This window comes from Streptomyces sp. NPDC002690 (assembly GCF_053592415.1).
The window spans coordinates 1-26302 of sequence record NZ_JBSFVR010000022.1; the positions used below are offsets into that span (position 1 = coordinate 1).

The following is a 26302-nucleotide window of genomic DNA, read 5'->3' on the forward strand; positions in this document are numbered from 1 at the left end:
CGGGCACGGGGCCGGGCGGGGGGTGCCGGGCCGGGCGCGGCCTCACGACACGGCGGCGAGGAGCGCACCGGTCGCCGCCGCCCACCGATGCGCCGGACTCCCTGACACGGCCCCGCCCCGATGCCTAGGCTTCTCGAAGGGGGATGACTGATGGACGGTGGGGAACAGCGGCCGGTCCATGCCGTGGACCAGCGGATCGCTCTCACGCGCAGGTGGGACGAGCTCGTCGAGGAAGTCCGGCAGTTGGGCCGCGCCCGGCAGGTGCCGTATCTGGCGGACTTCCTCCGCCCGCCGACCGCCGCCTCGTTGACCGTCGCCGCCCGCGAGGGGGCCGTGGCGGTCCTCAACCTCAGCGAGGACCGGAGCGACGCCCTCCTGCTCGTGGACGACAGCGTCCGCTCCCTGCCGCTGCCGCTGGTGACACCGGACGAGGTCACCTCCCGCGCCACCGCCTATCTGGACTGCCTGAAGGCCTTGGAGACGGCGGGCTGGAACCTTCAGCGCGCGATGGTGCCGTTCACCCGGGGTGATCGGAAACGAAGGGTGTTCGCGAGGATCGCGAGGGCACGGCGGTCCCTGTCCGACGCCCGCGACAAGGCCGAGCGCGAACTCGCCGGTCTCACGGCCTGGCTCTGGGACGCGATCGCGCGGCCCGTCCTGGACGACTTGGGGCACTGCGGCCCCGCCGCCCCCGGCGACCCCCTTCCCCGCCTGTGGTGGTGCCCCACCGGGCTGCTCGCCCTGCTGCCGCTGCACGCGGCCGGTCGCCACTCCGAGGAGGAGGGGGAGGAGTACCGGACCGTCCTGGACCGGGTGGTGTCCTCCTACACCCCGACGGTGCGGGCGCTGATCTCGGCCCGTGGCCGCCCCCGGCCTCCGGACGCCGCCGGCCGCGCGGACTCCCCGGACATGCTCTTCGTCGCGCCGGAACCCGAAGGTCTGCCGCGACTGCCCGCCCACGAGGCCGACCAGGAGTCCCTGCGCAGCGCGTTCGGCCACCGCCTGACGTCGCTGCGAGGCGAAGAAGCCACCGTAGAGGCGGTGTTGGCGGCTCTGGGCCGGCATCCTCGGGCGCATTTCAGCAGTCACGCGGCTCAGCGGCTCGACAGCCCCGGACACGGAGGGATCGCGCTGCGGGACGGACTTCTGACCGTCCACGACCTGGTCAAGGAACGCTTCTCCGGGGAGTTCGCCTTCCTGTCCGCCTGCCAGACCGCGGTGGGGGGCGTCCAACTGGCCGACGAGGCGATCACTCTGGCCGCGGCCCTGCACTTCGCCGGATTCCGTCATGTCATCGGCACGCTCTGGTCCGTGCAGGACAGCGCCGCGTCCGTCATCACCCGGGACTTCTACACGGCGGGTGTCCCGGGGGACCGCGCCGCCGGACCCGGCACCGGGGAAACCTCCGGGCCCGGGTTCGATCCCGCGGACGCGGCGCGGCTACTCCACCGGGCCGTACGGGAGATGCGTGAACGGGACCGGGCCCTGGCACGACAGCGGCAGGAACGCCGCGGCGGTACCCAGAGCGATCACCTGCGACTGACGACCTGGGTTCCCTTCATCCACATCGGCCCCTGAACCCCTCGCCCCGTCCAGTCCTGTCCAGCCCCGTCCGGTCAAGTCCCGTCCCGTCCGGTCAAGTCCCGTCCGGTCAAGTCCTGTCCCGTCCCGTCCGGTCAAGTCCTGTCCCGTCCCGTCCCGTCCGGAAGGATCCGCATGCCGACCCCGACAAGTCACCAGCCCGTTCCCTACCAGGAGATCACCGAACCGTTCTACGCCACCGAGGTGGCACAGAACCACACCCTGGAAGAGGCCTACGGCGACGACTACGTACTGATCTGCACGTGCCCGCGCTGCGGCGCCGCCCTCGACGTCGAACTCTTCGAGCCCGTCTACAAGGCGGCCGCCGCCGGCGCCCCGCCGAACACGACGGGCGGGAACGCACTTCCGGTGAGCTGCGTGTGCGCGGGCGAGCACGTCGGCCGTCCCGAGGGCCGTAGCGGTTGCGGAGCCTACTGGCCTCTGGAGTTGTCGTGAACGTACCGCCCCGCGTCACCGCACCGGCCGGCCCGGCGGGCCCGCGCGACCTGCTGGCCGCGCAGGAGCGCCACCGGCTGGCCCGGGAGGCGCTGCCCAGGATCCGGGCGGCGGCCACCGGCTGGCGCAACGCCGCCGGTGTCCTGATGGCCGGGCTCGTCGGCTTCGGCCTGGTGAAGGGCCGCACCGACGTGGGGCAGTTGGAGCAGACCTGGGGAACCGTCGTCGGGATACTGCTGCTGGCGGCCCTGGTCTGCGGAGCGGGGGGCGCCTATCTCCTGAACCGGGCGGCGCACGGCCCGCTCGGGTCCGTCCCGGCAGGTGGTCGCGCCACCCGGTCGGCGATCGAACACCGGGAGACCGTGAAGGCGCTGAGCGCCGTGCGCCGGGGCATCGCGCTCAGTCTCGGCTGCGCGGTTCTCCTCGTCGCCGCGGTCGGCGCGACCTGGTACGGCCCCGCGGCCAAGGAGCCCGCTCTGGAGGTCACCTCCCCCGGCACGAGCAGCGTCTGCGGGTCGGTGACCCGCGTCGCCCGGGGCACGATCTGGCTGAAGAGCGGGAAGACGACCGTGGAGATCCCGCTCGCCGAAGTCACCCGGCTGCGTACGGTCGAGGCCTGCCCGTGAACCGTCCGCGCATGTTCGACCTGGCGCTGATCAGAAGGCGCTTCGAGGTGTCCTTCCGTTTCGCCCGGGTGTGGCGTCCGGCCGTGGGCCGCACGGTGCGCGCGATCGAGGCCGGCGACCCGGAGCAGGTGCGGGAACTGGCACAGCTTCTGTCCGTCCTGTACGCCACGCCCTCCGTGCCCACCTGGATGCGGGACCTGATGCGCCGCGTGGAGATGGAGGCGCGCGTGTCGCTCTCCGCACTGGCGCGGGAGCCCGAGCAGCTCGACCGGGCCGTCGCCATGGGCGAGGCGGCTCTCGCGGCCCCGCGCACCTCGTGGGAGGCGGAGGCCCTGGACCGGATCGCGCTGGCCGAGGCCCTCAGCAACCGATTCGAGCAGCGCGCCGAGCCGCAGGACGTCGACGCGGCGATCGGCCACCTCCGGGCCGCGAGCGAACTGTGCGACCGGCGGGAGAGCGCCGATCGGCCTCGTCTCTCCTTCCGGGAAGGACTGCGCCGCTGGAACCGGCAGTTCCCGCCCCGCAAACTCGCCTACGACACCGTCCAGTGGCCGCCCATGGACGAGTTCATGCGTTCCCAGCTCCTGTGCAGGCTCGCCGTCGCGTACCACACCCGTTTCCAGGCGCTGGGGGCCGTCGCGGACCTGCAGCGCGCGGTGATCGCCATCGAGCAGGCGGAGGCCCTCAGCCGCACCCTCATGTGGGCCGTTTCCACGAACTCGTCGGGATACGGAAAACACCGCGGTGTCGTGCTTTCCCAACTGGCGGCGGTACTGGTCATCCGCTACGAGAACTTCCGCGACCCCCAGGACATCGTGCGGGCGCACTGGTATCTGAAGGACGCGGACCGGCTCATGCCGCGCCGTGACGAGGAGAGTGCGGGGCTGGCCCGCAATCGCGTACACGCCCTGGTGCTCCAGGCCGAGGCGCTGTCCCGGCCGGGCGACCTCGACAAGGCGGAGGCTGTCCTGCGCCGCCGTCAGCCCCGCGACCCGGGCTGGCTGCCCCAGATCCAGATCGCCCTGGTGCGCTCCGAGCTGTCCGGGACGGCCGAGGGACTCGACACGGCGGTCCACCTGGTGGAGTCACGGCTGGCCGACGCCGACCCGACGGAAGCGCCCGACCTGCTGAGATGGCTGGGGGTGCTGCTCTGGCAGTGGGCCGAGGTCGAAGAGGCCCACCCGACCCGGCCGGACGTGGACGCGGCGTCCCCGTCCTCGTCGGCGACCGGGCTCTGGCGCCGCTCGGCCGATGCCTGGCGGCGCCTGGCCATGCTGGAGTCCGCCCCCGCGTGGCGCCGCCTGGCCGCCGCCTCGTTGTGGACGCAGTTCGGCCGGCACTCCGGCGCCGGGCCGGCGGAGCGGGCCGAGTCCAGCTCCCTGGCCGTCCGGCTGCTGCCGACGACCGCCTGGCGCGGTCTTGACCGTCCCGACCAGGAGATACTCCTGACGGCCGGTGGCGGAGGACTCGCGACGACGGCTGCCGCCGCCCAGCTCGACGCGGAGCGACCGGAACATGCCCTCGAACTGCTGGAGCTGGGACGTGGTGTGCTGTGGTCGCAGAAGCTCGACGCCGACACCGACCTGCACGTGCTGCGCGAGCACTCCGAGGAACTGGCCGCCCGGCTGACGAGCACGCGGCTGCTCCTTGAGCGGACCACGTCCCCCCTGCCGCACGTGGCCGACGGCGCCGCGACGGGGTTCCCGGTCGCCCGGGCCCCCGACCCGGCAGGCGGCGCACCGTCGAAGGGCGCGGCCCGTCGACCCTGACGACTTCCCGGGCCGGATCGGAGGATGCCTCAAGCCCGGCGGCGGGCCCGCTCAGGTCAGCAGGCGCTCCCAGCCGGCGCTCAGCTCGTCGACCATCTGCTCGGGCGTGAGCTTCCAGTCGGCGCTGCCCCAGTGCTGGGAGACGTAGTCGAGTTCGGCCATCGCCAGGACGCCCCGGAAGCGGCGCTGGTGGGGCTCGAAGCGCCCCGCCGATGTCAGCCCGTCCTCGACGTCGCTGATGGCCTCCTCCATCCACCGCTCGACGAGGTCGGTGAGATCGGGATCGACCGCCGCCGCGTCCCGGCCGACGCGGATGATCGGCCGCACGGCCGGCCAGTTGTCGACGGTCCGCTGGATCCAGGCTCTGATCGCCTCCGGGGTCCCCGCGGTGACGGTGGCGACGAGGTCCAGTGCGGTGGAGCCGTGCTCGGGCGAACGGACGCGCTGGAGAGCGTCGTTGAGCCGTTCGTCGATGAGCGCCTTCATCAGGTCGCTGCGGGACGGGAAGTAGGCGTAGAAGGTCACGCGCGTGGTGCCCGCGGCGGTCGCGATGTCGTCGACCGTGGTGGCGGCGTACCCCTTCGTCGTGAAGAGTTCGACCCCCGCGTCGAGCAGCAGACGGCGGGTCATCTGCTTCTGTGCCTCACGAAGGTTCGCCATGCGGGGATTTTAACGCGTCCGCGCATGGCGCCCGTACGGACCGTCTTCCCTCTTCACAGCGTGTACGGCGGGTACGGGTGACCGGCCCCGGGGACCCGGTGCCGGTCACCCGGGGCGCTCACGGCAGCAGATCGACCCCCAGCCGCTCCCGGAGTTCCGCGAGGGAGACGCCGTACGTCTCCAGGACCCGTACCCCGTCGGGACCGGGTTCGAAGACGCCGTGGTCGGTGTAGACGCGGTGGACGCAGCGGGCTCCGGTGAGCGGGTAGGTGCAGGCGGGGACGAGCTTGGCCGTGCCGTCCCGGGCGAACAGCTTCATCATCACCAGGACCTGGCGGGCGCCGACCGCGAGATCCATCGCACCGCCGACGGCGGGGATGGCTTCCGGGTCGCCGGTGTGCCAGTTGGCCAGGTCACCGTGGTGGGAGACCTGGAAGGCGCCGAGCACACAGACGTCCAGGTGGCCTCCGCGCATCATGGCGAAGGAGTCCGCGTGGTGGAAGTACGCCGCCCCGGGCAGCTCGGTGACCGGGACCTTCCCCGCGTTGGTGAGGTCGGGGTCGACTTCGTCGCCGACGGCGGCCGGGCCCATGCCGAGCATGCCGTTCTCGGTGTGCAGCACGATTCCCGCCTCCGGCGGGAGGTGCTCGGCGATCCGGGTCGGCTGTCCGATGCCGAGGTTGACGTAGGACCCGGCGGGGATGTCGCGGGCGATGCGGGCCGCGAGTTCCTCGGTGGTGAGCGGGCCCCGGCCGGTGTTCTCCACCGGGGCGGTGTTCTCCACCGGGGCGGTGGCGGGTGCGGTCGTCATCAGCGGGCTCCCTGCACGGTGAGTCGGCGGGCCTCGGCCCGTACCAGACGGTCGACGTAGATCCCCGGGGTGACCACGGCCTCCGGGTCGAGCTGCCCGGCGGGCACGATGTCGACGACCTGGGCGACGACCGTGGTGGCCGCGGTGGCCATGACCGGGCCGAAGTTCCTCGCGGTCTTGCGGTACACGAGGTTGCCCAGGGTGTCCGCGCGATAGGCGGAGATCAGGGCCACGTCACCCTTGATCGGGTACTCCAGGACGTGCGGGCGCCCGTCGATCTCCCGGGTCTCCTTGCCCTCCGCCAGCGGGGTGCCGGCGCCCACGGGGCTGTAGAAGGCGCCGATGCCCGCGCCGGCGGCCCGCATCCGTTCGGCGAGGGTGCCCTGCGGCACCACCTCCAGTTCCACCCGCCCGGCCCGGTACAGGTCGTCGAAGACGTAGGAGTCGCTCTGCCGGGGGAAGGAGCAGATCACCTTGCGCACCCGGCCCGCCTTCAACAGCGCGGCCAGGCCCGCGTCGCCGTTGCCGGCGTTGTTGGAGACCACCGTCAGGTCTCCGGCGCCCTGCCGGATGAGGGCGTCGATGAGGTCGAACGGCATGCCCGCCAGACCGAATCCGCCCACCAGGACGGTCGCCCCGTCCTCGATGCCGGCCACGGCCTCGTCGGTCGTGGCGGCCACGGTCGCGCTCATCGTTCCCCCGCTTCGTCGGTGACGTTCTCCAGGACCACGGCGAGGGCCTGGCCCACGCCGATGCAGATGGCCGCGACGCCCCAGCGTGCGCGGCGCTCGCGCAGCACCTTCGCCAGCGTGCCGAGCAGCCGTCCGCCCGAGGCGCCCAGCGGATGCCCGAGGGCGAGGGCGCCGCCCCGGGTGTTGACCTTCTCCGGGTCGACGCCCCAGGCGTCCACGCAGGCGAGCGACTGCACCGCGAACGCCTCGTTCAGCTCGACCGCGCCGACGTCGTCCCAGCCGATACCGGCCCGGCGCAGCGCCTGTTCGGCCGCCTCCACCGGCGCGTAACCGAACATCTTCGGCTCCACGGCGTGCACGCCGCGGCCGGCGATGCGGGCGAGGGGTGCCAGCCCGATCCGGTCGGCCGCCGCCTCGGTTCCCAGCAGTACGGCGGAGGCGCCGTCGCTCAGCGGGGAGGCGTTGCCGGCGGTGATCGTCCCGTCCGGGCGGAACGAGGGCTTCAGACCCGCCAGCGCCTCGGGCGAGGTGCCGGGGCGGATGCCCTCGTCGCGGGTGAGGCCGGCCGTGGGCACGACCAGGTCGTCGTAGAAGCTTTCGTCCCAGGCGCGGGCGGCGAGCCGGTGGGAGCGCACCGCGAAGGCGTCCTGCCGTTCCCGGGGGATGGAGAACCTGTCCGCGAGGAGTTCGTTGCTCTCGCCCAGCGAGAGGGTCCACTCCTTCGGCATCGCGGGGTTGACGAGCCGCCAGCCGAGGGTGGTGGAGACGGCCGTGACGTTCCCGGCGGGAAACGCCTTCTCCGGTTTGGGCAGGACCCAGGGGGCCCGGGTCATCGACTCCACTCCCCCGGCGACGACGATGTCGGCGTCGCCGGATTCCAGGGTGCGGGAGGCGATGATCGCCGCGTCCAGGCTGGATCCGCACAGCCGGTTCACGGTGGTCGCGGGCACGCTCACCGGCAGTCCGGCCAGCAGGACCGCCATCCGGCCGACGTTGCGGTTGTCCTCACCGGCGCCGTTGGCGTTGCCCCACACCACGTCGCCGATGGCCGCGCGGTCCAGGCCGGGGGCCTTGTCCAGCAGGCCGGTCAGCGCGGTGGCGGCGAGATCGTCGGGGCGTACGTGGGCCAGGGCTCCGCCGAAGCGGCCGAAGGGGGTGCGGGCGGCGGCGTACAGGTAGGCGTCGCTCACTTCGTCCCGCTCCCCGCCGCGGTGAGCGCCTCGTCCCGCGCGGCCGTGGCGGCCACGGCGCCCGCCGAGGTCAGCGGTATCGGCTCGAACATGGGGGGCTCCTCGTCCGGGGTCAGCGCGGTGGGGCCGTACAGCCAGTCGGTGAAAGAGTAGTCGTGGGTGTCGCGGGCGCGCAGGATCGCGTTGCGCTGCTCGCGGGCGGCCCCGTCGAGGTGCCACAACTCGCCCCACGCGCGGGACGTGGTGGTCACGCGGCGGCAGTGCTCGGGGCGGACGGCCTCGTAGGCGGCGAGGGCGGCGGTCCAGTCGACCGTGCCGTCCTCGGCGCGGTTGCGGGCGACGTGCTCGCCGAGCACCCAGCCGTCCTCGATCGCCATGATCGCGCCCTGCGCGATGTACTGGAGCGGTGGGTGCGCGGAGTCGCCGAGGAGGGTGATCCGGCCGTGGACCCAGTTCATGACGGGGTCGCGGTCGAACATCCGCCACCACTTGTCGCGCCACATGAACCCGAGGCCGTCCCGCACGAAGTCGCTGGTGGCGGCGAAGGCGGTGTCGAGTTCGTCGGGCGTGCCCCAGTCCTCCTGACCGGCCAGCGCCTTGGGAGACTCGAAGACCGCGACCTGGTTGAGCAGTTCGCCGCCGCGCAGGCCGTAGTGGACGAAGTGGCAGCGGGGTCCCACGTGCACCACGACCTCGCCGAGATCGACGGATCGCGCCCGCGGCAGCTCAGCGGGGACGGTGCCCCGGTAGGCGACGTACGCGGAGGAGACGGGCTCGTCGTCGACGAGCAGTGCGCGGGCGACGGAGTGCAGGCCGTCGGCGGCGATCACGACGCCGGCCTCGTGGACTTCGCCGGACGCCAGGGTCACGCGGGCGCCCGCCGGGGTGTTCTCGTACGAGGTCACCTCGGCGTCGGTGATCAGCTCGACGCCGCCGCGCCGGCAGGCACGCAACAGCAGGCCGTGCAGGTCGCTGCGGTGGATGACCATGTACGGGTAGCCGTAGCGCTTCTCCAGGTCACGCAGGTCGAGCCGGGTCAGCTCACTACCGTCGACGGCGTCGCGCATGATCATCGCATCGGGGACGACACCGAGGCTCTTGGCCTCGTCGAGGAGGCCGTAGTCGTCGAGGATGCGGGTGCAGTTGGGGGCGAGCTGGATGCCGGCGCCGACCTCGCCGAAGGCGGCGGCGCGCTCCAGCAGGCGGACGTCGAGCCCCTGGCGGGTCAGCGAGAACGCCGCGCCGAGGCCTCCGATGCCGCCGCCGACGATGATGACATCCGGGTGGGACATGGGGTGCTCCTCAGAGCCAGGGGCCGAGCGCGGGGGCGTCGGCGAGCGAGTGGGGGCGGCCGGCCAGCCAGGCGGTGACCTCGGGCAGGGGCCCGGCGGGGAGCGTGGCCAGTGCGCGTTTGTCGCGGATCTCGTCGGCCAGGGCGGTCAGGAATCCGTCCGGGAGACCGGCGAACGAGACGCCCGTACCGAAGTCGACGGCGTGCACGCAGGTCTCGCGGGACCGCATCCAGGGCAGCTCGGTGGCGGGGACGGTACGGCCCTGGACGGTGACGACCTCGTGGCTCCACTGCTCCTCGGTGAGGGCGTCGAGACTCTCGCCGAGCCTGTGGGCGGAGTCGGCGAGCCAGGAGCGGAGTTCGTCGGCGGAGAGGGCCGGGCCCTTGGCGATGCCGGCGGCACGCTCCTCGGGGGTGGCGTACATGGGTGTCTCGACGCCGGTGGCGGCCCAGTGCACCAGGTTGCCCAGCGCGTCGGCGTTCGCGGCGACGTGCGCGGCGAGGTGCTTGCGGGTCCAGCCGGGCAGCGCGCTGTCGGCCGCGAAACCGGCCTCGTCCAGGTCCGCGACGGCGTCGAGCACCAGGCGTGTACCCGTGCGGGCCCAGGCGCGGGCATCGGCGAGGGTCCGGGTGCCGGCCGTCATGCCCCGACCACCTTGTTGACGCAGGCGCCCAGACCCTCGATCTCGGTGACCACGGTCTGGCCGGGGAGCAGGAACACCTTGGGGTCGCGGGCGTTGCCGACGCCGGCCGGGGTGCCGGTGGCGATGATGTCGCCGGGGTTCAGGGTGATGACGGTGGAGATGTACCGCACCAGGTGGACCGGGTCGAACAGCAGCGTTCCGGTGTCGTCCCGCTGCATGACCTGCCCGTCGACGAGCGTCCTGACCTCCAGCGCGGGGCGGACGCCGCCGACCTCGTCGGGGGTGACGACGTACGGGCCGACGGGGGTGGTGGCCTCCCAGATCTTGCCCTGGGTCCACTCGATGGTGCGGAACTGCCAGTCGCGCAGCGAGATGTCGTTCATGACGGTGAAGCCGGCGATGGCGTCCGCGGCCTGCTGTTCGTCGGCGCGGCGCACCCGCGTGCCGATCACGACGGCCAGTTCGACCTCCCAGTCGAAGGCCTCGGTCTCGGCCGGCTTCACGATGTCGTCGCCCGCGCCGATCAGGGTCTCGGCGAACTTCGGGAACAGGGTCGGGTGGCTCGGCAGCTCCCGCCCCATCTCCTTGATGTGGTTGGTGTAGTTGTGGCCGACGCAGACGACCTTGGAGGGGCGGGGCACGACCGGCGCGAAGTCCGCGTCGGCGACCGGGTGCGCCGGGCCGGTGGCGGTGGCCGCCTTCGACCGCCAGTCGGGCTCGGCGAACAGTTCGCCGAGGTCGGCGTATCCGAGTTCGACGAGCGATTCACCGTCGAGGCGGACCGCCCGGGTGCCGTCGGCCGTGCGCAGGGTGGCGAGCTTCATGGTCAGTGGTCCTTCTCGGTGCGGTGGAGCCCGGCTCGGGTGCGGTGGAGCCCGGCTTGGGTGCGGTGGAGCCCGAGCGCCTCGAAAACGGGCGCGTCGGAGAAACGGAACAGGTCGAGGGCGCCCTCGTCGGAGTCGGTGGTACCGGCTTCCGAGCGGACGGAGAGCGGTTCCCATGACGGGACGACGAACAGGTCGCCGCGGGCCACCCGCCACGACTTCTCCCCGACGCTCACCACGCCGGAGCCGTCGAACACCTGGTAGACCGACGAGCCGGTCTCGCGTACCGGCGCGGTCTCGGCACCCCGGACGATCCGGTGGAACTCGGCGCGCAGCGTCGGCAGGACGTCGGAGCCGTCGTGCGGGTTGGAGTAGCGCACCGCGGCGTGACCGGGTTCGACGGTGCCGCCGAAGCCCTCCTTCTCCAGGAGCAGTTGGTCACGCAGGGCGGCGTTGGTGTACTCCCACTTGTAGGACAGCAGCGGGCTGCCGGGCGTGACCGGGGCGGCCGACAGCGGGCGCAGGCCGGGGTGGCCCCACAGGCGTTCGGAGCGCGACCGCTCGGGGGTGATCCGTTCGGCGTCGGAGATCCCGTCGCGGCCGAACTCGAAGAACTGCGCCTCGGTGACGTACTGGAACGGGATGTCCAGGCCGTCGATCCAGGCCATCGGCCGGGAGGTGGCGTTGTGGTGGGCGTGCCAGTTCCAGCCCGCCTGCGGGAGGAAGTCGCCGCGGTTCATCGGTACCGGGTCGCCGCCGACGACCGTCCACACGCCCGAGCCCTCGACGACGAAGCGGAAGGCGTGCTGGGTGTGGCGGTGCTCGGGGGCGTCCTCGCCAGGCATGAGGTACTGGATGGCCGCCCACAGGGTCGGGGTGGCGAAGGGCCTGCCGCCGAGGGAGGGATTGGCCAGTGCGATGGCCCGGCGCTCGCCGCCGCGGCCGACCGGCACCAGGCCGCCGGCCCGGTCCGCCAGCTCCCGCAGCCGCTCCCAGCGCCACAGGTGCGGCACGGCGCGTGAGCGGGGGTGGGCCGGCATCAGGTCGCCGATCTCGGTCCACAGCGGTACGAGCAGTTCCTGCTCGAAACCCCGGTACAGCTCTTCGAGCGCCGGGGTGACGTCGGGCTGTCCCGCTGCGGAGACGGCCTGGAGCCGGACCGGGGACTCCGTGGCGGTGTCGTGGGTGAGGGAGGAGTGCGTCACGGGGTCAGCGTGCGCCGCGTCCGGGGAGAGGACATGTAGATTCTGGAGAGCAGAATTGGAGCGCCGGACCATGGACAAACCGCTCAAGACACCGCCTCCGTACCCGATCGCCAGCGTCGACCACGCGTTGCGGGCGGCGACCGTCCTGCAGATGGAGGGCGGCGCGACGGTGTCGCAGATCGCCGAGCGGCTGGGCGTCGCCAGGTCGACGGCCCACCGGATTCTGGCGATGCTCGTGTACCGGGACTTCGCCGTGCAGGGCGACGACCGGGTCTACCGGGCGGGGCCCGTGCTGGAACTCGCCGCGCACTCCCAGTCCCTCGTGTCGAAGCTGCGGGCGGCGGCCCTGCCCCATCTGCACCGGGTCGTGGACGCACTGGACGAGACGACGAACCTGATCGTGCGCGCCGGGGACACGGCCAGGTTCATCGCCAGCGTCGAGTGCCGTCAGGCGCTGCGCGTCGGATCGCGGGAGGGGATGGTCTTCCCGGTCCACCGCACGACGGCGGGGCTCCTGCTGCTCGCGGGCCTCACCCCGGAGGAGCTGGAAGAGGTCTACGCCCCCGAGCGGTACCGCGACCGTCCGGCCGACCGTCCGGATCTCGGCCGACTGCGGACCGAGCTGAAGCGGGTGCGCCGCAACGGATTCGCCGTCAACAAGGAGCGGTCCGAACGCGGTCTCGTCGCCGTCGGCGTACCCGTACGGGGCCGGGACGGCTCCGCACTGGCCGGGCTCTCGGTGTCGATGCCCAGCATCCGTTACGACCCGCACCGCCTCCAGGCCCTGGTCAACGCCCTGGACGCCACGGCACACGCACTGGAGAGGGACCTGTCCGAGCAGCCCTGAGCCCATGATCCGACATGACGATCATGTGTCGTACGCGTTACCCGAAAACTTTAAATCGCGCACACATCATTGACGTGGCGTAAAGCGAATGAAATTCTCCCGGCATCACGCCCGGCTCCCTCGTCGTGCCCCTTCCCCCCCACCGCGCACGCGGAGCCGAGCCCCTTCCTCTCACGGCTCCCCCTTCGGGATGCCCGCTTTCCCCAGCCAGGGAGAACAGCAATGACGCTCAACAACGGGACGACGACGTCCCACGGCCCAACCGCGGGGGCCGCCCGGACGCCGGGCTACGCGGGAACACTGGCTGCCGCCTGCGCCACCGTCTTCGTGGCGCAGGTCGCGAACGCGCTGCCGGCCTCGCTCAACGGCCTCTTCCAGGAGGACCTGCACACGCACGGCTCGCAACTCACCTGGATCACGGCCGCCTTCATGGTCGTCGTGGTCTGCTTCGAGTTCACCTTCGGTGTGCTCGGCGACCTGTTCGGGCGGCGCAGGCTGGTCGCGACAGGCACCGCCCTGCTCGCGGCGGGCAGCACGGTGGCCGCGCTCGCACCCACCGTGCAGGTGCTGTGGATCGGCGCCGCCCTGAACGGCCTGGGCGCCGGGGCCATGTTCCCCGGCTCCCTCACCTCGATCACCGCCGTCACCCGCAGCGCTCGGGAACGGACGCACGCGGTGGCGCTCTGGAGCGGGTTCCTCTCCGCCGGCGCCGCCGTCTCACCGCTGCTCGGCGGCATGTTCGCCAGAATCGGCTCCTGGCGCGGCTCCTTCTGGGTCCTCGTCGGGCTCGCCCTGGTCAGCATGGTGCTCACGCTGCTGCTGTCCGCTGAGTCGAAAGCACCCGAGGGCCGTACGTTCGACGTGGCCGGGCAGATCACCTTCGCCCTCGGCCTCGTCCTGATCCTGTACGGAGCCGTCGAGGGGCCCGAGTCGGGCTGGACCACCCTTCCCGTCATGTTCGCCTTCGTCATCGGCGCCTGCTTCCTGGCCGCGTTCGTCGTGGTGGAGCTGGGAGCCGAGTCCCCGATCTTCGACCTGAAACTCTTCCGCGACCGGGCGTTCACCGTCTCGTCCGTCGTGGCGGTCATCGGCATGCTCGCCTTCCTCGGCGCCTGCTTCGCGACGAGCATGTGGCTGGGCCCCGTACAGCACCAGGACCCGATCCGGGTGGCGGTCCCCTTCCTGCTGCTCCAAGGGCCCGCCTTCCTGCTCATCCCGGTCGTCTCACGGCTCCTGCACCGCGTCGCCCCCTCATGGCTCCTCACGACCGGATGCGCCCTGATGGCGATCGGCTGCCTGCTGTGCAGCCGGCTCGACATCACCGACCCGGGCCTCGGCGGGTTCGTCGCGCCCGCCCTGCTGATCGGCGTCGGCTTTGCCCTGACGGTCAGTTCGGTGACCGCCGTGGCGCTGAACAGCGTGCCCCTGAAGCTGGCGGGCATGGCCAGCGCCACCACCAACATGCTGCGCGACCTCGGATTCGCCCTCGGGCCCGTCGTCGTCGGCGCGGTCGCCCTCAGCCACGCGGGGTCGGTGTTCGGGTCCGGCCTGTCCGACGCGGGCCTGCCGGCCGGACAACTGGCGGCGGCCCGGGAGGTCTTCGGGGCGGGTGGGCCCATCGCCGTGAACAGCCTGCCGCCCGACGCCCCGGGAGCCGCGGCCCACGCCCTGGCCCTGGACGCCCTGGGCAGCGGCTTCGGCACCGCGTTCCTGGTGTGCGGGGTGGCGGCGGCCGCGGCGGCGGTCCTCACCGCCTTCGGCATGATCGGGACCCACTCCCGTCCTTCCGCCGGGGGCGGGGCGTCCGCCTCCCCGGGCCTGCCCCCCGTACGCGACGGCGAGCCGGAACCGGCCGCCACGGCGTAGGCGGCGGGTTGTCGGACTCACGTCCGGTTCCCCGAAGGGGAGTTGAGGAATCCGCGAACCACCGGGCCGAGCCTGCGGGCCCGGCCCGGTGGTTCGGCGCCCGGCGGGTCGGCCCGGTGGTTCGGCCCGGCAGGTCGGCCCGGCAGGTCGGCCCGGTGGATCAGCCCGACGAATCGGCCCGACGGATCAGCCTGACGGATCAATCCTGCGGATCAGCCTGTGTCGCCGATCGCGCGGCGGATGAGGTCGGCGACCGCCTCGGGTTCGGAGACCGTGGCCGCGTGCGAGCCGCCACGGCGACGACCGGGTTGCCCGCCGACGTGAGCCCTGCCAGGGCCGCTCGGCCGACACGAGTCCTGCCGGGGCCGCCCCGCCGACGCGAGTCCTGCCGGGGCGGCCCCACCGGCGTGACGACCGGACTACGCGTCGCGCCACGCGTCGGTGACGCAGCCCTCCTCGAAGTGCCACCATCCGTCCCGCACGCCCTGGACGAGCAGCGCCTTGATCCCACCGAGGTCCGCGTCGGCCGGCACGTTGAAGGCGACCAGGGGGAACTCCTCGCTGAAGACCTCACCGCCCAGGCCGAACGGCGACAGCCGCTCGTGCACGGCGCGAGCGCTCCGTCCCAGGGGGCCGGACGGAACGGACAGGACCCGGATGGTGCAGTTGCCCGACGCCTCCACCCGTTCCTTCGACCAGTGGAGACCGTCGGCGTCCGTCACGAACCGCACGGTCTCCCCCTCAGCCACCCCGTTCTGCAGAAAGGGAACGTTCTCGACCCGGGCGGTGTCGGCGCTCAGCCGCGTTGCCCACAGCCCTTCCGTGTCATGGGGAAGCCAGCCTTCGCGTGGCACGAAACGGAACCACACCTTGATGCGGTCGCTCTCAGCGGTGCTGGGCTCGGACGGAGTCGTTGGGGTCACGGTCCAGATGATCGCTCACCGGCCCTCGCGGACCGCACGCGGATCGGTGCGTCCCGAGCCCTCAGGTCACACTCAGGCCCCGGCCCGGCGTGCCACCTCGCTCTCGCGCCCGGCCCACCCGGTCACCGCCGTGCCGCCTTCCACGTCCACGCCCACGTCCATACCAACGGGCGGGTAGAAGCGGCGGGCCCAGCGGCGGAACGGGCCGATCGGGCCGTCGCCGTGGGCGAGTCTCGGAGGCTGGAGGTACTGCTTGTGGTTCCAGATCGGGAAGTCCGCGGCGGTGAACTCGCAACTCGACCGGAACACCGCCCGGTCCAGCAGCCGGGCGGCGGTCCTGCTCACCGTGCGGGCGAGCGGGGCGGGCAGCCGGGACGGCTCGGTGAAGGCGATGCGGTTGCGCTGCCGGAACTGCATCCGGTGCGGTCCGACGGCGGTCGGCAGCACCATCGTGCACATCCGCAGCCCGAGCCGGGGCGTGTACACGTCCGCGTGGAGGCAGCCGAGGCCGTACCCGTCCACCTCGATCCCGACGACGAAGTCGCCGAGGAGCGGGGCCGATTCGTGGGCCCGCATGGAGACGTGGAAGGTCGCGTCCTCGTACACGACCGGCCCGCCCATCTCCGCGCGCCGCCAGCCGTGCAGGGTGGCGAAGTGGCCGAGGTCCACGGAGTTCTCGATGACCTCCTGGACGTTCCCGCCCAGCTCCCACGCGGCCTCGCGGGCAGGACGGTGGCCGATCTCGTGCCACGGCGGAACGAACCAGTCGGGTTCCCGGCCGTCGTGGTGGCGCCAGACGAAGACGGCCCCGTTGACCTCGTGCACGGGCAGCCGCGTCAGCGGCGACCTCGGGGGCGGGGTGTCGTACCCCGTACGTACGCAGGTGCCGTCGGGCCCGAAGGCGAACTGGTGGAAGGGGCAGACGAGTTCGTCGCGGTCGACGTGCGCGAGGCCGAGGTGGGCGCCGAGGTGGGGACAGTACGGCCGGATGGCGCGTAACGCTCCCGATCGCAGCCGGTACAGCACCACGTCCTCCCCGGCGAGCGGCCGGGTCAGTACGGTCCCGGGCTTCAGCTCGGAGGAGAAGGCGAGTGCGGACCAGCCGCTCGGGTAGGGCAGGGCGGGCGCGCCCGCGAGGTCGGCAGGGGTCGGTCCCTCAGTGATGGCACGGGTGAACGGACGGGGCAGTCCCACGAAATACCCTCTCGGGCCGAGGATCAGCGGTCGCCTGAAGGCTGCCCACCTCACCCCGGAACCCCCGCGGCACCCCGACGGCCACCCGAACGTGGTACATACATGCAGATAGTGACACCGGGTGACGGACGGCATGCGGCCGAAGGGGCGTCGGGGCCGCATACCGCCACCGGCGCGGAGCGCCGGGTCGCGTGGGCACCCGGCGCCTGTTTCCGGGGCCACCTCTTCTTCCTGGACATCGGCGCCGGTCAGGACACGCGGGTCGACCCGGCCTTCCACCCGGAACGGCGGCACGAGGTGATGTTCAGGAACCGGCCGGCAGCCGGGGTCATCTGTCGGCAGGGCGGCCATCACCCCGCCCCACACGAGGTGCGATTTGCCCTTCTGGCCCTGGCACGCAGTCTCGTAACCGTAGGGCGGCATGCCACCGGGCCACCCCCGCTTTCCCATTTCAAGGAATGCTTCGGCGGGGCTGCCTTCGCAGGCGCGCTCACCTTGTGCCCACTCGTGACGAGTTCTCTCGGTGTGCTCTGACTGAGACGCGCTCACAACGTCATCAACGGGGGTTCAGCGTGCGCCTGGCTGCGTTGATGACGTTGTGGGCGTCGGTTCCGTACACGGCCGACTCACGGAGGGTGCGCCAGACCTTCGAGTACAAGGCGACGTTGTCGGCGTCGTCCAACCACATCTCGGCGTGCCAGTCCTCCGCGACCACCAGACGGCCATCAAGGACCCAGAAGCCGTTGGCGGGCACGATCTTGACGGACGCCATGAACGGGATGACGCCCAGCTCCACCGTGTCCATGCCGATCATGCCTGTGAGGCGGTCGAGCTGAGCGGCCAGCACCGAAGGCGGGCAGATCAGCGACCGCAACGCGGCCTCCCACATCAGCACGTGCAGCTTGCGACCAGGGCGGTACAACCACTCTTGCCGCTGCGCCCGGGAGCGTACGGCGGCCTCAATGTCGCTGGCTCCGCCCAGCAGCTCCGAATAGCGCTGGATGACGTGGCGGGCGTACTCGGGGGTCTGCAACAGACCTGGGATCACCGACTCTTCCCAGATCCACATCTGTGAGGTGCGGTCGATCTCCGCACTCAGCCCCTCGTGCAGCGGCTTGAACCCGTTCGCCAGCGCTCGACGCCATGATCTGATGTGGGACTCGAACCCTGCCAGCCGGGCGGCAAGCTCCGCGTACACGCCCGGCTGCTCGGTCGCGTCGGCCCACGCCCTCAAGTCCTCGGGGGTGGCAGTCTGCTTGCCGTTCTCCAGCTTGCTGACCTTGGAGCCCTGCCAGCCGAGCCGCTGGGCGAGTTGCTGACCGGTGAGCCGACCACCAGGGCACGAGAACCGCAGTTCGCGCAGTCGCGCGCCCAGCGCTGCCCTTGCCTGTTGGTAGTCGGTGCTCACCGGTCACGCACGCTACTCGGTCGCGGCTACCTGCGCCGCGAACTGGTCGTACGGGACAGCGTGGTGCATGGCCGCGTCGCGGACGATGGCGTATCGAACGACCTCGGCCGGTTCCGTGATCAGCTCGATGTCGAGCATGTTGTCCGCGTCGTCAAAGTGCAGCAGGGCGACGATACGCGAGTCGAAGATCCAGAAGTCTTCGGCGGGCAGGTCGGCCGCATCCTCGCGCCACAGGTAGCGCATCTCCTCGCCGGCCGCCGCGTTGTGCCGGGCGTAGTCGAGTAGGAACCGCTGTTCGGTGGTCATCGGGCGGTCGGCGAGGCGGACACGACCGACCGTCTTGCCCGTGTCCGTCTGCGCCTTGATGTTGACGAACCAGGGCTCGTTGGGGTCGCAAGGCGAGGAGCCGGTGGCCAAGAACTCTTGGAAGTCGGGGTCCTCACGATCGGAAGCGTAGCCGCGCCGCGTCTCCAGACGCCAAGCCGTGTGCTTGAAGGTCACGAAGAGACGCCGGAAGGTGTCCCGGTCGACCAGTTCCGGCACCCGCTCCATCTCCTTCGGTCCCCAGTTAACCAACAGTTCGCGCGGCACGACCACTGCCGCATCGTCCGGCCCGAAGTGCTGGAGCTGTGCCAGGTCTCCGGGGTCGGTAACGGGCGTGCCTTGAACGATGATCTCGCCGGTGCCCTCGTCCGTATGCAGGGCGGGGCAACCGTCGACCTTGCTGTCTGTCCCGGTGAAGCGCAACTGACGAGCCATGACGCTCTCCCTTCCAGGGGTGTTGATCAACAGCATGGCCGGAGCCGCAGCCCGGTTCTACGGGGTCAGGCAGGGTGCAGGAGAAAACAGCAGCAATCTTCGTGACCAGTCGAGCAAATTCGGGAAAACAGCATACCGCCGGGCAACTCCCCACTTCTAGCGTCACGTTCATGGCAACCAAGGAACAGCAGGACGTCGACCCTTTCGTGGCGATGGAGTCCCTTCGGGCAGCGCTGGCCCAAGTCGGGATCGTGCTTCCGTCGCTTGGGGTGGACCCCGCATCACCCGCGCTGCGGCTCGTTGAGCTGGGGCGCGTGCGCTCCGTCGTGGCCGCCCGCCTCGCCGAAGCACTTCAGCGAGGGGGGCGCGAGTGACCCAGCACCAAAAGCCAGCAACGACCCTCCACCACGGGGAGCTGCCATGGCCTCGCGAGACGCTCGTGATGGACACGATCTCGGAGCGCACGGGCCACCTGGTCGGCGTAATCGAGGAACGCCTCAAGGAGGGTGGGCGGCTGGTCAGCCGTCAGGCGTTCATGCGCCCCCAGGGTGGGGGTATCGAGTGGGATGTACCGCTTTCCCGGATTCGACCTGTTGAGGCAAACGCATGACGACATCTGAGACCGCCAAGCCCTGCGAGTGCTCCAGCTACTCGCTCCTGGTCCTCGTTCACGAGAACACCCAGGGCGACAAGGTGTGGCAGCAGACGACGACCGACTGCACGGCCACGACCAAACGCACCTTCGCTCCCGGGCATGACTCCAAGCTGAAATCTCTCCTGCTCCAGGCCAGAGACGGAGGGCGCCAGATCCGCCGGACGTCCGGCACCACGGTGGTCGACAGGGACGCGGCGCGGGTGGCCGCCGACCTCGGCTGGGAAGACCTCGTCGGGGCCGTCCCCTCCGCGTAGGCCGTTCCGTGCGAGTCTGCAGCCCCGCACCGGTTCACGCCGGTGCGGGGCTGTCGCGTTTCAGCAGGCCAAAGAGCAACCTCGCTGCGCAGGGCGACAGTTAGGGCACGGGGCGCCATCCTCGTAAGCGCAATGGGACCCAGGTGGGCGGAGCTGCGACCATCTACCTGGGTAGCGGAAAAAGATCATGTAGCTGCCTCTGCGCCCCGCATCCGAGATGCAGGGCGTTTTGAGAACCAGTGATCCGACAGGTCTAGTGCTGCCAACTGCATGGCAGAGAAGGCCATCCGACGCCGAATCACAAAACCCCAATGGCTACTGAACCCTGTCCCAGTGTTGCGCAGAACTGATTCACCGGTTGGGCGAGAGCCTGACCGTCTGAGACACCCGGCGATGCGTCGGAAGCAGGGCTTCTCAGTTCAGCCACCTTGCTGTGGCCGAGCTGACGAATGCCCTGCGCATGAGCCCCGCCTCGGTCACCCGTAACTGAGAGGTACCGAGACGTTGGACGGGGCCGTGACGCTCGCCATCCTTGCAATCTTCGGCATTCTGTCGATCTTGCTGTACGCCCTCAAGGGATTCCTTGATCAGCTGCCCGAGTTCTTCGCATCGCTTCGGCGAGCGTGGGAAGCGTGGCAGGAACTGAAGCGCGCCCGCCGGGAAGCCCAGAGCGGGAAGCCGCACGCCGCAGAACAGTGCGGCAGGAGGCTACCGAGCGGCAGGGATCGCAGTCCCAGCCCTCCGCGTAGGTCCGTCCCAACCTACGGCAGCATCTGGCGACCAAGCCGCGGGCCAACCTCATTGACCTGGGGCCGAGTTGCTTTTACACCAGTTCTACGTGTTGCGCTAAACTGAAAGCGTTGAGGGGCCGCGATGGCCCCACTTCGCGGGGGAAGGTCAGCGCGATGCTGACTCCAGACGAGACGCACTCGTAGGCTTGCGGGATCTCATCACGGGTCCGACACGCGCCAAGCCGCAGCGAGAAGACAGTCACGCTGCTCCGGTTGCTCCACCAGGCAGACCTGGTCAGCCTGTCCGAGAACATTTGCGCGCCCGTGTGTCAGCGCAGGTGTCTCGGTCCGAACCGTAGGGTTCGGATCGAGGCTGCCTGCGCACCCGATCCGACCCATGACAGGGAAGGTCAGGATCGGTGGACGGCACCGCCATCATCATCATTCTCGCCATCGCTGGCGTGGTCTCAGTGCTGCTCTTTGCAATCAAAGGGCTGCTCGACCAGGTCCCGGACGTAATCGAGTCGGCCGGCCGAGCCCGCGATTCGTGGCAGCGCTTCAAGAGGCCCGAGCTGCCGCCCCCGGCGGACGACGAGGAGCCGCCCCTCGCCGCGTAGGCCGTATGGAAGCTGAGCCCTGTCCAGTCAACTCGACTGAGACTGGGCTCGCTTATTGCAGGATCGAGGTGCGTTCTCCCCCGAGCTTGACTTACTATCAGTTCTGCGTGTGGGAGGTTGCAAGCTCTCGCACGCAGTCGAAGCCCTTTGCTTCGCTTCTTGTGATCTGCATCCAGATGGTGCAGGGCGTTCCAGGAGGCGCGAGACCGGGATGAGGCAGGCGGGTCGGATACCCGCTGGTCACATTCAATCGATGTCGGCTCGCAAGGTCGCTTGAGGAGCTTCGACTCGCTACAGCTCTATGAAGGACCACCGTATTGCCGAGCGCACCCGCCTCGGCCACTGAGACACCCAGCGTTGCGTCGAGCGTGGGGCTTCTCGGTTCGAGCCACTTCACCGTGGCCGAGCTGACGAATGCCCTGCGCAAGAGACCCGGCTCGGTCACCTGCCTGAAAGGTACTGAGACTGTTGGACGCGGCCGTGACGCTCGGCATCCTCGCCATCTTCGGTGTGCTGTCGATCCTGCTCTTCGCCATCCGAGGGTTCCTCGACCAGTTGCCGGACGTTTTCGCTTCGGCACGTCGTGCTCGGATTTCCTGGCGTGACCTGAAGCAGGAGCAAACCGAGGAGGAACAGCCGGAGGGAGTTCACTCCCAGCCCTCCGCATAGCTCGTCCCGGCCTCCGGTGGCACCACGGAGCGCACGAGACCCCGCCCCGGCCTCCTGGGCCCAGCGGGGACGCGCGAGGCCCCCGGCGATCTCCGGGGGCCTCAGTCCGTTTATCCCTCCGCCGGGCCTGCTTACCAAGTAACTTGCCAACGTGAGTGCATCCGAATGGTTGAACACCAGCGCCTCAGTTTTCAGCGCGCTAGGGACAGTTGGCGCGTTTGCGGTCGGTGGCGTCGTGGTGTGGCGAGACCGCAAGGCCGCCGCACAAAGACGTGCTGAAGACCAGGCCCGCGATGAGATAGGTCGTCGCAAGCAAGCGTCTCTTGTGACTGCCTGGGCCGTGGCCAGCAACTCAGACCACCACCCCCGCAATGCCTCGGGGTGGCCCACAGCGCGTCAGCCTGATGCGGCTGTGACAATCCAGTACAACGTGCAAAACGGCAGCGATGGCCCCATCGCCGATGTGGTGGTCTACGCACCGAACTAGGAGGGTTCGCCTCGCACGAACCTGGCGTTCGGGTTCATGTTGCCTGGAGGGTCGAGCGCCAAGGCGTTGCCGGACACAAGCGACCATCGCAGCTCCGATTTCTACGTTCCCCAGCCGATCCCGGTCTTCTTCACCGACACCCAGGGCATCCGTTGGTTCCGCGACGGACAGGGCGCGCTGTACGAGTGGTCTGGCGAGATCGACGCACGGTTGGTCGAGCCGTGGGCGGTCGTCGCAGCGGAAGGAACGCCCCCAGAGCTGACCCAAGGGCCACCCGGGCGCACCCCGGAGCCGCCCGCAGCCGCATAGGGCCTCGTCGTGGGGTCTTCGTGGCTCTCCCTGGACACAGAGACGCCCCGCCGGGCGCGAGTACCGGCGGGGCGTCTCTGTGCGCTCCCGTGGCCGTCCGTGGGCTCAGGCGGCGATGACGACCTGGAACCGGATAGGAGCCAGAGCGGCACCCCCTGAAATGGGTGTGGGCGCTCCGCTCCTACGACCCCAGGATCGTGGTCAGGAACTCTCCCGTCCACGCCAGCAGTTCGCGGCCCACGACCGGCTTGCCGCCGATGCGGCCGGCGGTCGGGCGGGGGACGAGGATCTGGTGGGTGGCGGCCTTGATGACGGTCTTCGGGTGGAGCCGCTTGAGGCGCAGCTCCTGCGACTCGCGGAGTTCCACCGGGGCGAAGCGGATGTTGGAGCCCTGGAGGACGATCTCGCCGACTCCGCAGGCGCGGGCCAGCATGCGCAGGCCGGCCACCAGGAGGAGGTTCTCGACGGGTTCGGGGAGCTTGCCGTAGCGGTCGGTGAGTTCCTCGCGTACCGCGCGGATGTCCTCCTCGGAGTTGGCGGAGGCGATGGCACGGTACGCCTGGAGGCGGAGCCGCTCGCCGGGGGCGTAGTCGTGGGGGACGTGGGCGTCGACCGGGAGCTCGATCTTGACCTCCAGCGGCGGTTCCTCCTCGACCGTGCCATCCATCTGGGCGCGGTAGTCGGCGACGGCTTCGCCGACCATGCGGATGTAGAGGTCGAAGCCGACGCCCGCGATGTGGCCGGACTGTTCGCCGCCGAGGAGGTTGCCCGCGCCGCGGATCTCCAGGTCCTTCATGGCGACGTACATGCCAGCGCCCATCTCGGTGTGCTGGGCGATGGTGGCGAGGCGTTCGTGGGCGGTCTCGGTGAGCGGCTTCTCCGGCGGGTAGAGGAAGTAGGCGTACCCGCGGTCGCGGCCTCGGCCCACCCGGCCTCGCAGCTGGTGGAGTTGGGAGAGGCCGAAGTTGTCGCCGCGCTCGACGATGAGGGTGTTGGCGTTGGAGATGTCGATGCCGGATTCGACGATCGTGGTGGAGACGAGGACGTCGAATCTCTTCTCCCAGAAGTCCACCACGACCTGTTCCAGGGCCTGTTCGGACATCTGGCCGTGCGCCGTGGCGATCCGGGCCTCGGGGACGATCTCGCGGAGCCGGGCGGCTGCGCGGTCGATGGACTCGACGCGGTTGTGAATGTAGAACACCTGGCCCTCGCGCAGGAGTTCACGGCGTACGGCGGCGCCGATCTGCTTCTCCTCGTACGGTCCGACGAAGGTCAGTACGGGGTGGCGCTCCTCGGGCGGGGTGGTGATGGTGGACATCTCGCGGATGCCGGTCACGGCCATTTCGAGGGTACGGGGGATGGGCGTGGCGGACATGGTGAGGACGTCGACATTGGCGCGGAGCTTCTTGAGCTGCTCCTTGTGCTCGACGCCGAAGCGCTGCTCCTCGTCGACGATGACCAGGCCGAGGTCCTTGAACTTGGTCTCCGAGGAGAACAGCCGGTGGGTGCCGATGACCAGGTCGACGGCGCCGTCCTTCAGTCCGGCGAGGGTGGCCTTGGAGTCCGCCTCCGACTGGAAGCGGCTCAACGCCCGGACGTTGACCGGGAATTGGGAGTACCGCTCGGTGAACGTGCCGTAGTGCTGCTGGACGAGGAGGGTCGTGGGGACGAGCACGGCGACCTGCTTGCCGTCCTGGACGGCCTTGAAGGCGGCGCGTACCGCGATCTCGGTCTTGCCGTAGCCGACGTCGCCGCAGATCAGGCGGTCCATCGGGACCGTCTTCTCCATGTCCTCCTTGACCTCGGCGATCGTGGAGAGCTGGTCGGGCGTCTCCGCGTACGGGAAGGCGTCCTCCAGTTCGCGCTGCCACGGGGTGTCGGGGGCGAAGGCGTGGCCGGGGGCGGCCATGCGGGCGCTGTAGAGCCTGATCAGGTCGCCGGCGATCTCCTTGACGGCCTTCTTGGCGCGCTGCTTGGTCTTCGTCCAGTCGGCGCCGCCGAGGCGGTGCAGGGTCGGCGCCTCGCCGCCCACGTACTTGGTGACCTGCTCCAGCTGGTCGGTCGGGATGTAGAGCCGGTCGCCGGGCTGGCCGCGCTTGGCGGCGGCGTACTCGACGAGCAGGTACTCGCGGGTCGCGTTCTGGACGGTGCGCTGCACCATCTCGATGTACCGGCCGACGCCGTGCTGTTCGTGGACGATGTAGTCGCCCGCCTCCAGCGTCAGCGGGTCGATGGTCTTGCGGCGGCGGGCCGGCATCCGGCCGAGTTCCTTGGTGGCGGTGCGCTGGCCGGTGAGGTCGGTCTCGGTGAGCACCGCGAGCTTCAGCGCGGCGTCGATGAACCCGTGGTCGATGGCGCCGCAGGAGACGTGCACGACGGAGGGCGAGATCTCCGTCAGGTCGGCGTCGAGCCGGGCGGCGATGCCCTCGCCGCCGAGCACCTCGACGGTCCGCGAGGCGAGCCCCTGGCCCTCGGTGACGTAGACCGTGCGCCAGCCGTCGGCGATCCACCCCTTGGTGTCGGCGAGCGCGCGTGCGGTGTCGCCCCGGTACGCCTCCGGGGCGCGCATCCCGAGCTTGAGGGTGTCGTCGTCCAGCTCGTCGTCGGCGGCGAACGGGGAGGTGGACCACCACATCATGCCGAGCTCGCGGGCCCGGTCGCGGACGTCCGCGATGGACCAGAGGGAGGCGGCGTCCACGTCGATCGGGGCCTCGCCGCCGCCCGCCGTGGCCGCCCAGGACGCCTGGAGGAACTCCTGGCTGGTGGCGACGAGGTCCGCGGCGCGGGTACGGACCCGCTCGGGGTCGCAGACCAGGGTCATCGCGCCCTTCGGCAGCACGTCGAGCAGCAGCTCCATGTCGTCCACCAGCACCGGTGCCAGGGACTCCATGCCCTCGACCGCGATGCCCTCGGCGATCTTGCCCAGCAGTTCGCCCAGTTCCGGGTGCGCTTCGGCGAGCTCGGCGGCACGCGCGCGGACCTCGTCGGTGAGCAGCAACTCCCGGCAGGGCGCGGCCCACAGCCCGTGTTCGGCGACCTCCAGGGAGCGCTGGTCGGCGACCTTGAAGTACCGGATCTCCTCGACGTCGTCGCCCCAGAACTCCACCCGCAGCGGGTGTTCCTCGGTCGGCGGGAAGACGTCCAGGATGCCGCCGCGCACGGCGAACTCGCCGCGCTTCTCGACGAGTTCGACCCGGGAGTACGCGGCGGCGGCGAGCGCCTCCACGACCTCGCCGAGGTCGGCGCTCTGCCCGCTGGTCAGGCTGACGGGTTCCAGGTCGCCGAGCCCCTTGACCTGCGGCTGGAGCACGGAGCGTACGGGCGCCACGACCACGCTCACCGGCCCGGTCTCCGGGTCGTCGGCGCGCGGGTGCACGAGGCGCCGCAGCACGGCGAGGCGGCGCCCCACGGTGTCGGAGCGGGGCGAGAGGCGCTCGTGCGGCAGGGTCTCCCAGGACGGGTACTCGGCTACGGAGTCCGCGGGCAGCAGGGTGCGCAGCGCGGCGGCCAGGTCCTCGGCCTCGCGTCCGGTGGCGGTGACCGCGAGGACCGTACGGCCCGTCCCCCGGGCCAGCGAGGCCACGGCGAAGGGGCGCGCGGCGGGCGGTCCCACCAGGTCGACGTGCATCCGGTGACCGTCGGTGGCGGCCTTCACCGCTTCGGAGAGCGCGGGATCGCGTGCGACGAGATCCAGCAGACCGTGCAGGCTCATGGAGGGGTTCCGTCCGGGGTGGCTTCGGGCTTCCCGGCAGCCGGCTGCTGCCAGGAGCTGCGCGCCGCGCCCCAGGGACGCAACGCGAAGGGCCCGACACGTGGAACGGGCCGGGGTCTCCA

General features: G+C 70.8%; 24 protein-coding genes. 11 read left to right on the top strand and 13 right to left on the bottom strand.

Going from position 1 to position 26302, the window contains the following annotated elements; translation table 11 throughout:
• Positions 1–150 precede the first annotated feature (150 nt).
• From ACWD3D_RS05400 to ACWD3D_RS05415, 4 genes are all read left to right on the top strand, one after another.
• Positions 151–1578, top strand: a complete 1428-nt coding sequence (locus tag ACWD3D_RS05400; RefSeq protein ID WP_451459595.1) for a CHAT domain-containing protein — start codon at positions 151–153, stop codon at positions 1576–1578.
• 138 nt (positions 1579–1716) lie between these two features.
• Positions 1717–2037, top strand: coding sequence for a hypothetical protein (locus ACWD3D_RS05405; protein ID WP_451459596.1), 321 nt, complete (start codon positions 1717–1719; stop codon positions 2035–2037).
• Positions 2034–2663 (top strand): hypothetical protein, encoded by a 630-nt coding sequence (locus tag ACWD3D_RS05410; RefSeq protein ID WP_451459597.1) that lies wholly within the window; start codon positions 2034–2036, stop codon positions 2661–2663. The genes ACWD3D_RS05405 and ACWD3D_RS05410 overlap by 4 nt, the downstream gene beginning before the upstream one ends.
• Before the next feature lie 11 nt (positions 2664–2674).
• Positions 2675–4432 carry a hypothetical protein gene (locus ACWD3D_RS05415; protein WP_451459598.1) on the top strand — a complete coding sequence of 586 codons (1758 nt, stop codon included), beginning with the start codon at positions 2675–2677 and terminating at the stop codon, positions 4430–4432.
• A 51-nt stretch (positions 4433–4483) separates the two neighbouring features.
• On the opposite strand, the gene ACWD3D_RS05420 is transcribed toward ACWD3D_RS05415, so the two are convergent.
• The 8 genes from ACWD3D_RS05420 to ACWD3D_RS05455 form a co-directional block, all read right to left on the bottom strand.
• Positions 4484–5092 carry a TetR/AcrR family transcriptional regulator gene (locus ACWD3D_RS05420; RefSeq protein WP_451459599.1) on the bottom strand — a complete coding sequence of 203 codons (609 nt, stop codon included), beginning with the start codon at positions 5090–5092 and terminating at the stop codon, positions 4484–4486.
• 118 nt (positions 5093–5210) lie between these two features.
• Positions 5211–5903, bottom strand: a complete 693-nt coding sequence (locus ACWD3D_RS05425) for a 3-oxoacid CoA-transferase subunit B (RefSeq protein ID WP_451459600.1) — start codon at positions 5901–5903, stop codon at positions 5211–5213.
• Positions 5903–6595 (bottom strand): 3-oxoacid CoA-transferase subunit A, encoded by a 693-nt coding sequence (locus ACWD3D_RS05430; protein ID WP_451459601.1) that lies wholly within the window; start codon positions 6593–6595, stop codon positions 5903–5905. The genes ACWD3D_RS05425 and ACWD3D_RS05430 overlap by 1 nt, the downstream gene beginning before the upstream one ends.
• Complete coding sequence (locus ACWD3D_RS05435) at positions 6592–7785, bottom strand: thiolase family protein (RefSeq protein ID WP_451459602.1); 1194 nt, start codon at positions 7783–7785, stop codon at positions 6592–6594. Before ACWD3D_RS05435 ends, ACWD3D_RS05430 begins: the two co-directional genes overlap by 4 nt.
• Positions 7782–9077 (bottom strand): FAD-dependent monooxygenase, encoded by a 1296-nt coding sequence (locus ACWD3D_RS05440; protein ID WP_451459603.1) that lies wholly within the window; start codon positions 9075–9077, stop codon positions 7782–7784. The genes ACWD3D_RS05435 and ACWD3D_RS05440 overlap by 4 nt, the downstream gene beginning before the upstream one ends.
• A 10-nt stretch (positions 9078–9087) precedes the next feature.
• On the bottom strand, positions 9088–9720 hold the full coding sequence (locus ACWD3D_RS05445) for a maleylpyruvate isomerase family mycothiol-dependent enzyme (RefSeq protein WP_451459604.1): 633 nt from the start codon (positions 9718–9720) through the stop codon (positions 9088–9090).
• Positions 9717–10544: a fumarylacetoacetate hydrolase family protein gene (locus ACWD3D_RS05450; RefSeq protein WP_451459605.1), complete on the bottom strand. Its 828-nt coding sequence runs from the start codon at positions 10542–10544 to the stop codon at positions 9717–9719. Before ACWD3D_RS05450 ends, ACWD3D_RS05445 begins: the two co-directional genes overlap by 4 nt.
• A gap of 2 nt (positions 10545–10546) precedes the next feature.
• Entirely contained in the window at positions 10547–11749 is a 1203-nt protein-coding gene (locus ACWD3D_RS05455; RefSeq protein ID WP_451459606.1) for a cupin domain-containing protein, read from the bottom strand.
• A gap of 70 nt (positions 11750–11819) precedes the next feature.
• On the opposite strand from ACWD3D_RS05455, the gene ACWD3D_RS05460 reads away from it, so the two are divergent.
• Both ACWD3D_RS05460 and ACWD3D_RS05465 read left to right on the top strand, forming a co-directional pair.
• A complete protein-coding gene (locus tag ACWD3D_RS05460; protein WP_451459607.1) occupies positions 11820–12596 on the top strand; it encodes an IclR family transcriptional regulator in 777 nt (258 codons plus the stop codon).
• 222 nt (positions 12597–12818) lie between these two features.
• Positions 12819–14462, top strand: a complete 1644-nt coding sequence (locus ACWD3D_RS05465) for an MFS transporter (RefSeq protein ID WP_451459608.1) — start codon at positions 12819–12821, stop codon at positions 14460–14462.
• A gap of 419 nt (positions 14463–14881) precedes the next feature.
• On the opposite strand, the gene ACWD3D_RS05470 is transcribed toward ACWD3D_RS05465, so the two are convergent.
• From ACWD3D_RS05470 to ACWD3D_RS05485, 4 genes are all read right to left on the bottom strand, one after another.
• A complete protein-coding gene (locus ACWD3D_RS05470; protein WP_451459609.1) occupies positions 14882–15385 on the bottom strand; it encodes a DUF4265 domain-containing protein in 504 nt (167 codons plus the stop codon).
• Positions 15386–15457: 72 nt separating this feature from the next.
• Complete coding sequence (locus ACWD3D_RS05475) at positions 15458–16579, bottom strand: Rieske 2Fe-2S domain-containing protein (protein ID WP_451459610.1); 1122 nt, start codon at positions 16577–16579, stop codon at positions 15458–15460.
• A gap of 556 nt (positions 16580–17135) precedes the next feature.
• The gene (locus tag ACWD3D_RS05480; protein ID WP_451459611.1) at positions 17136–17987 is read right to left on the bottom strand and encodes a helix-turn-helix domain-containing protein; all 852 of its coding nucleotides are present in this window, start codon (positions 17985–17987) and stop codon (positions 17136–17138) included.
• A gap of 12 nt (positions 17988–17999) precedes the next feature.
• Positions 18000–18746 carry a DUF6879 family protein gene (locus ACWD3D_RS05485; RefSeq protein WP_451459612.1) on the bottom strand — a complete coding sequence of 249 codons (747 nt, stop codon included), beginning with the start codon at positions 18744–18746 and terminating at the stop codon, positions 18000–18002.
• Between the two features lie 170 nt (positions 18747–18916).
• Between ACWD3D_RS05485 and ACWD3D_RS05490 the strand changes: the two genes are divergently transcribed.
• The 5 genes from ACWD3D_RS05490 (at position 18917) to ACWD3D_RS05510 (ending at position 22159) form a co-directional block, all read left to right on the top strand.
• The gene (locus ACWD3D_RS05490) at positions 18917–19120 is read left to right on the top strand and encodes a hypothetical protein (RefSeq protein ID WP_450773767.1); all 204 of its coding nucleotides are present in this window, start codon (positions 18917–18919) and stop codon (positions 19118–19120) included.
• A 232-nt stretch (positions 19121–19352) separates the two neighbouring features.
• Positions 19353–19655, top strand: a complete 303-nt coding sequence (locus ACWD3D_RS05495) for a hypothetical protein (protein ID WP_451459613.1) — start codon at positions 19353–19355, stop codon at positions 19653–19655.
• Positions 19656–20805: 1150 nt separating this feature from the next.
• The gene (locus ACWD3D_RS05500) at positions 20806–21003 is read left to right on the top strand and encodes a hypothetical protein (protein WP_451459614.1); all 198 of its coding nucleotides are present in this window, start codon (positions 20806–20808) and stop codon (positions 21001–21003) included.
• Positions 21004–21483: 480 nt separating this feature from the next.
• On the top strand, positions 21484–21672 hold the full coding sequence (locus tag ACWD3D_RS05505; RefSeq protein WP_451459615.1) for a hypothetical protein: 189 nt from the start codon (positions 21484–21486) through the stop codon (positions 21670–21672).
• A 151-nt stretch (positions 21673–21823) separates the two neighbouring features.
• Positions 21824–22159, top strand: a complete 336-nt coding sequence (locus ACWD3D_RS05510; RefSeq protein ID WP_451459616.1) for a hypothetical protein — start codon at positions 21824–21826, stop codon at positions 22157–22159.
• A 490-nt stretch (positions 22160–22649) separates the two neighbouring features.
• Here the strand turns inward: ACWD3D_RS05510 and mfd are convergent, their stop codons facing one another.
• Positions 22650–26180 (bottom strand): transcription-repair coupling factor, encoded by a 3531-nt coding sequence (gene mfd, locus ACWD3D_RS05515; RefSeq protein WP_451459617.1) that lies wholly within the window; start codon positions 26178–26180, stop codon positions 22650–22652.
• Positions 26181–26302: the final 122 nt, after the last annotated feature.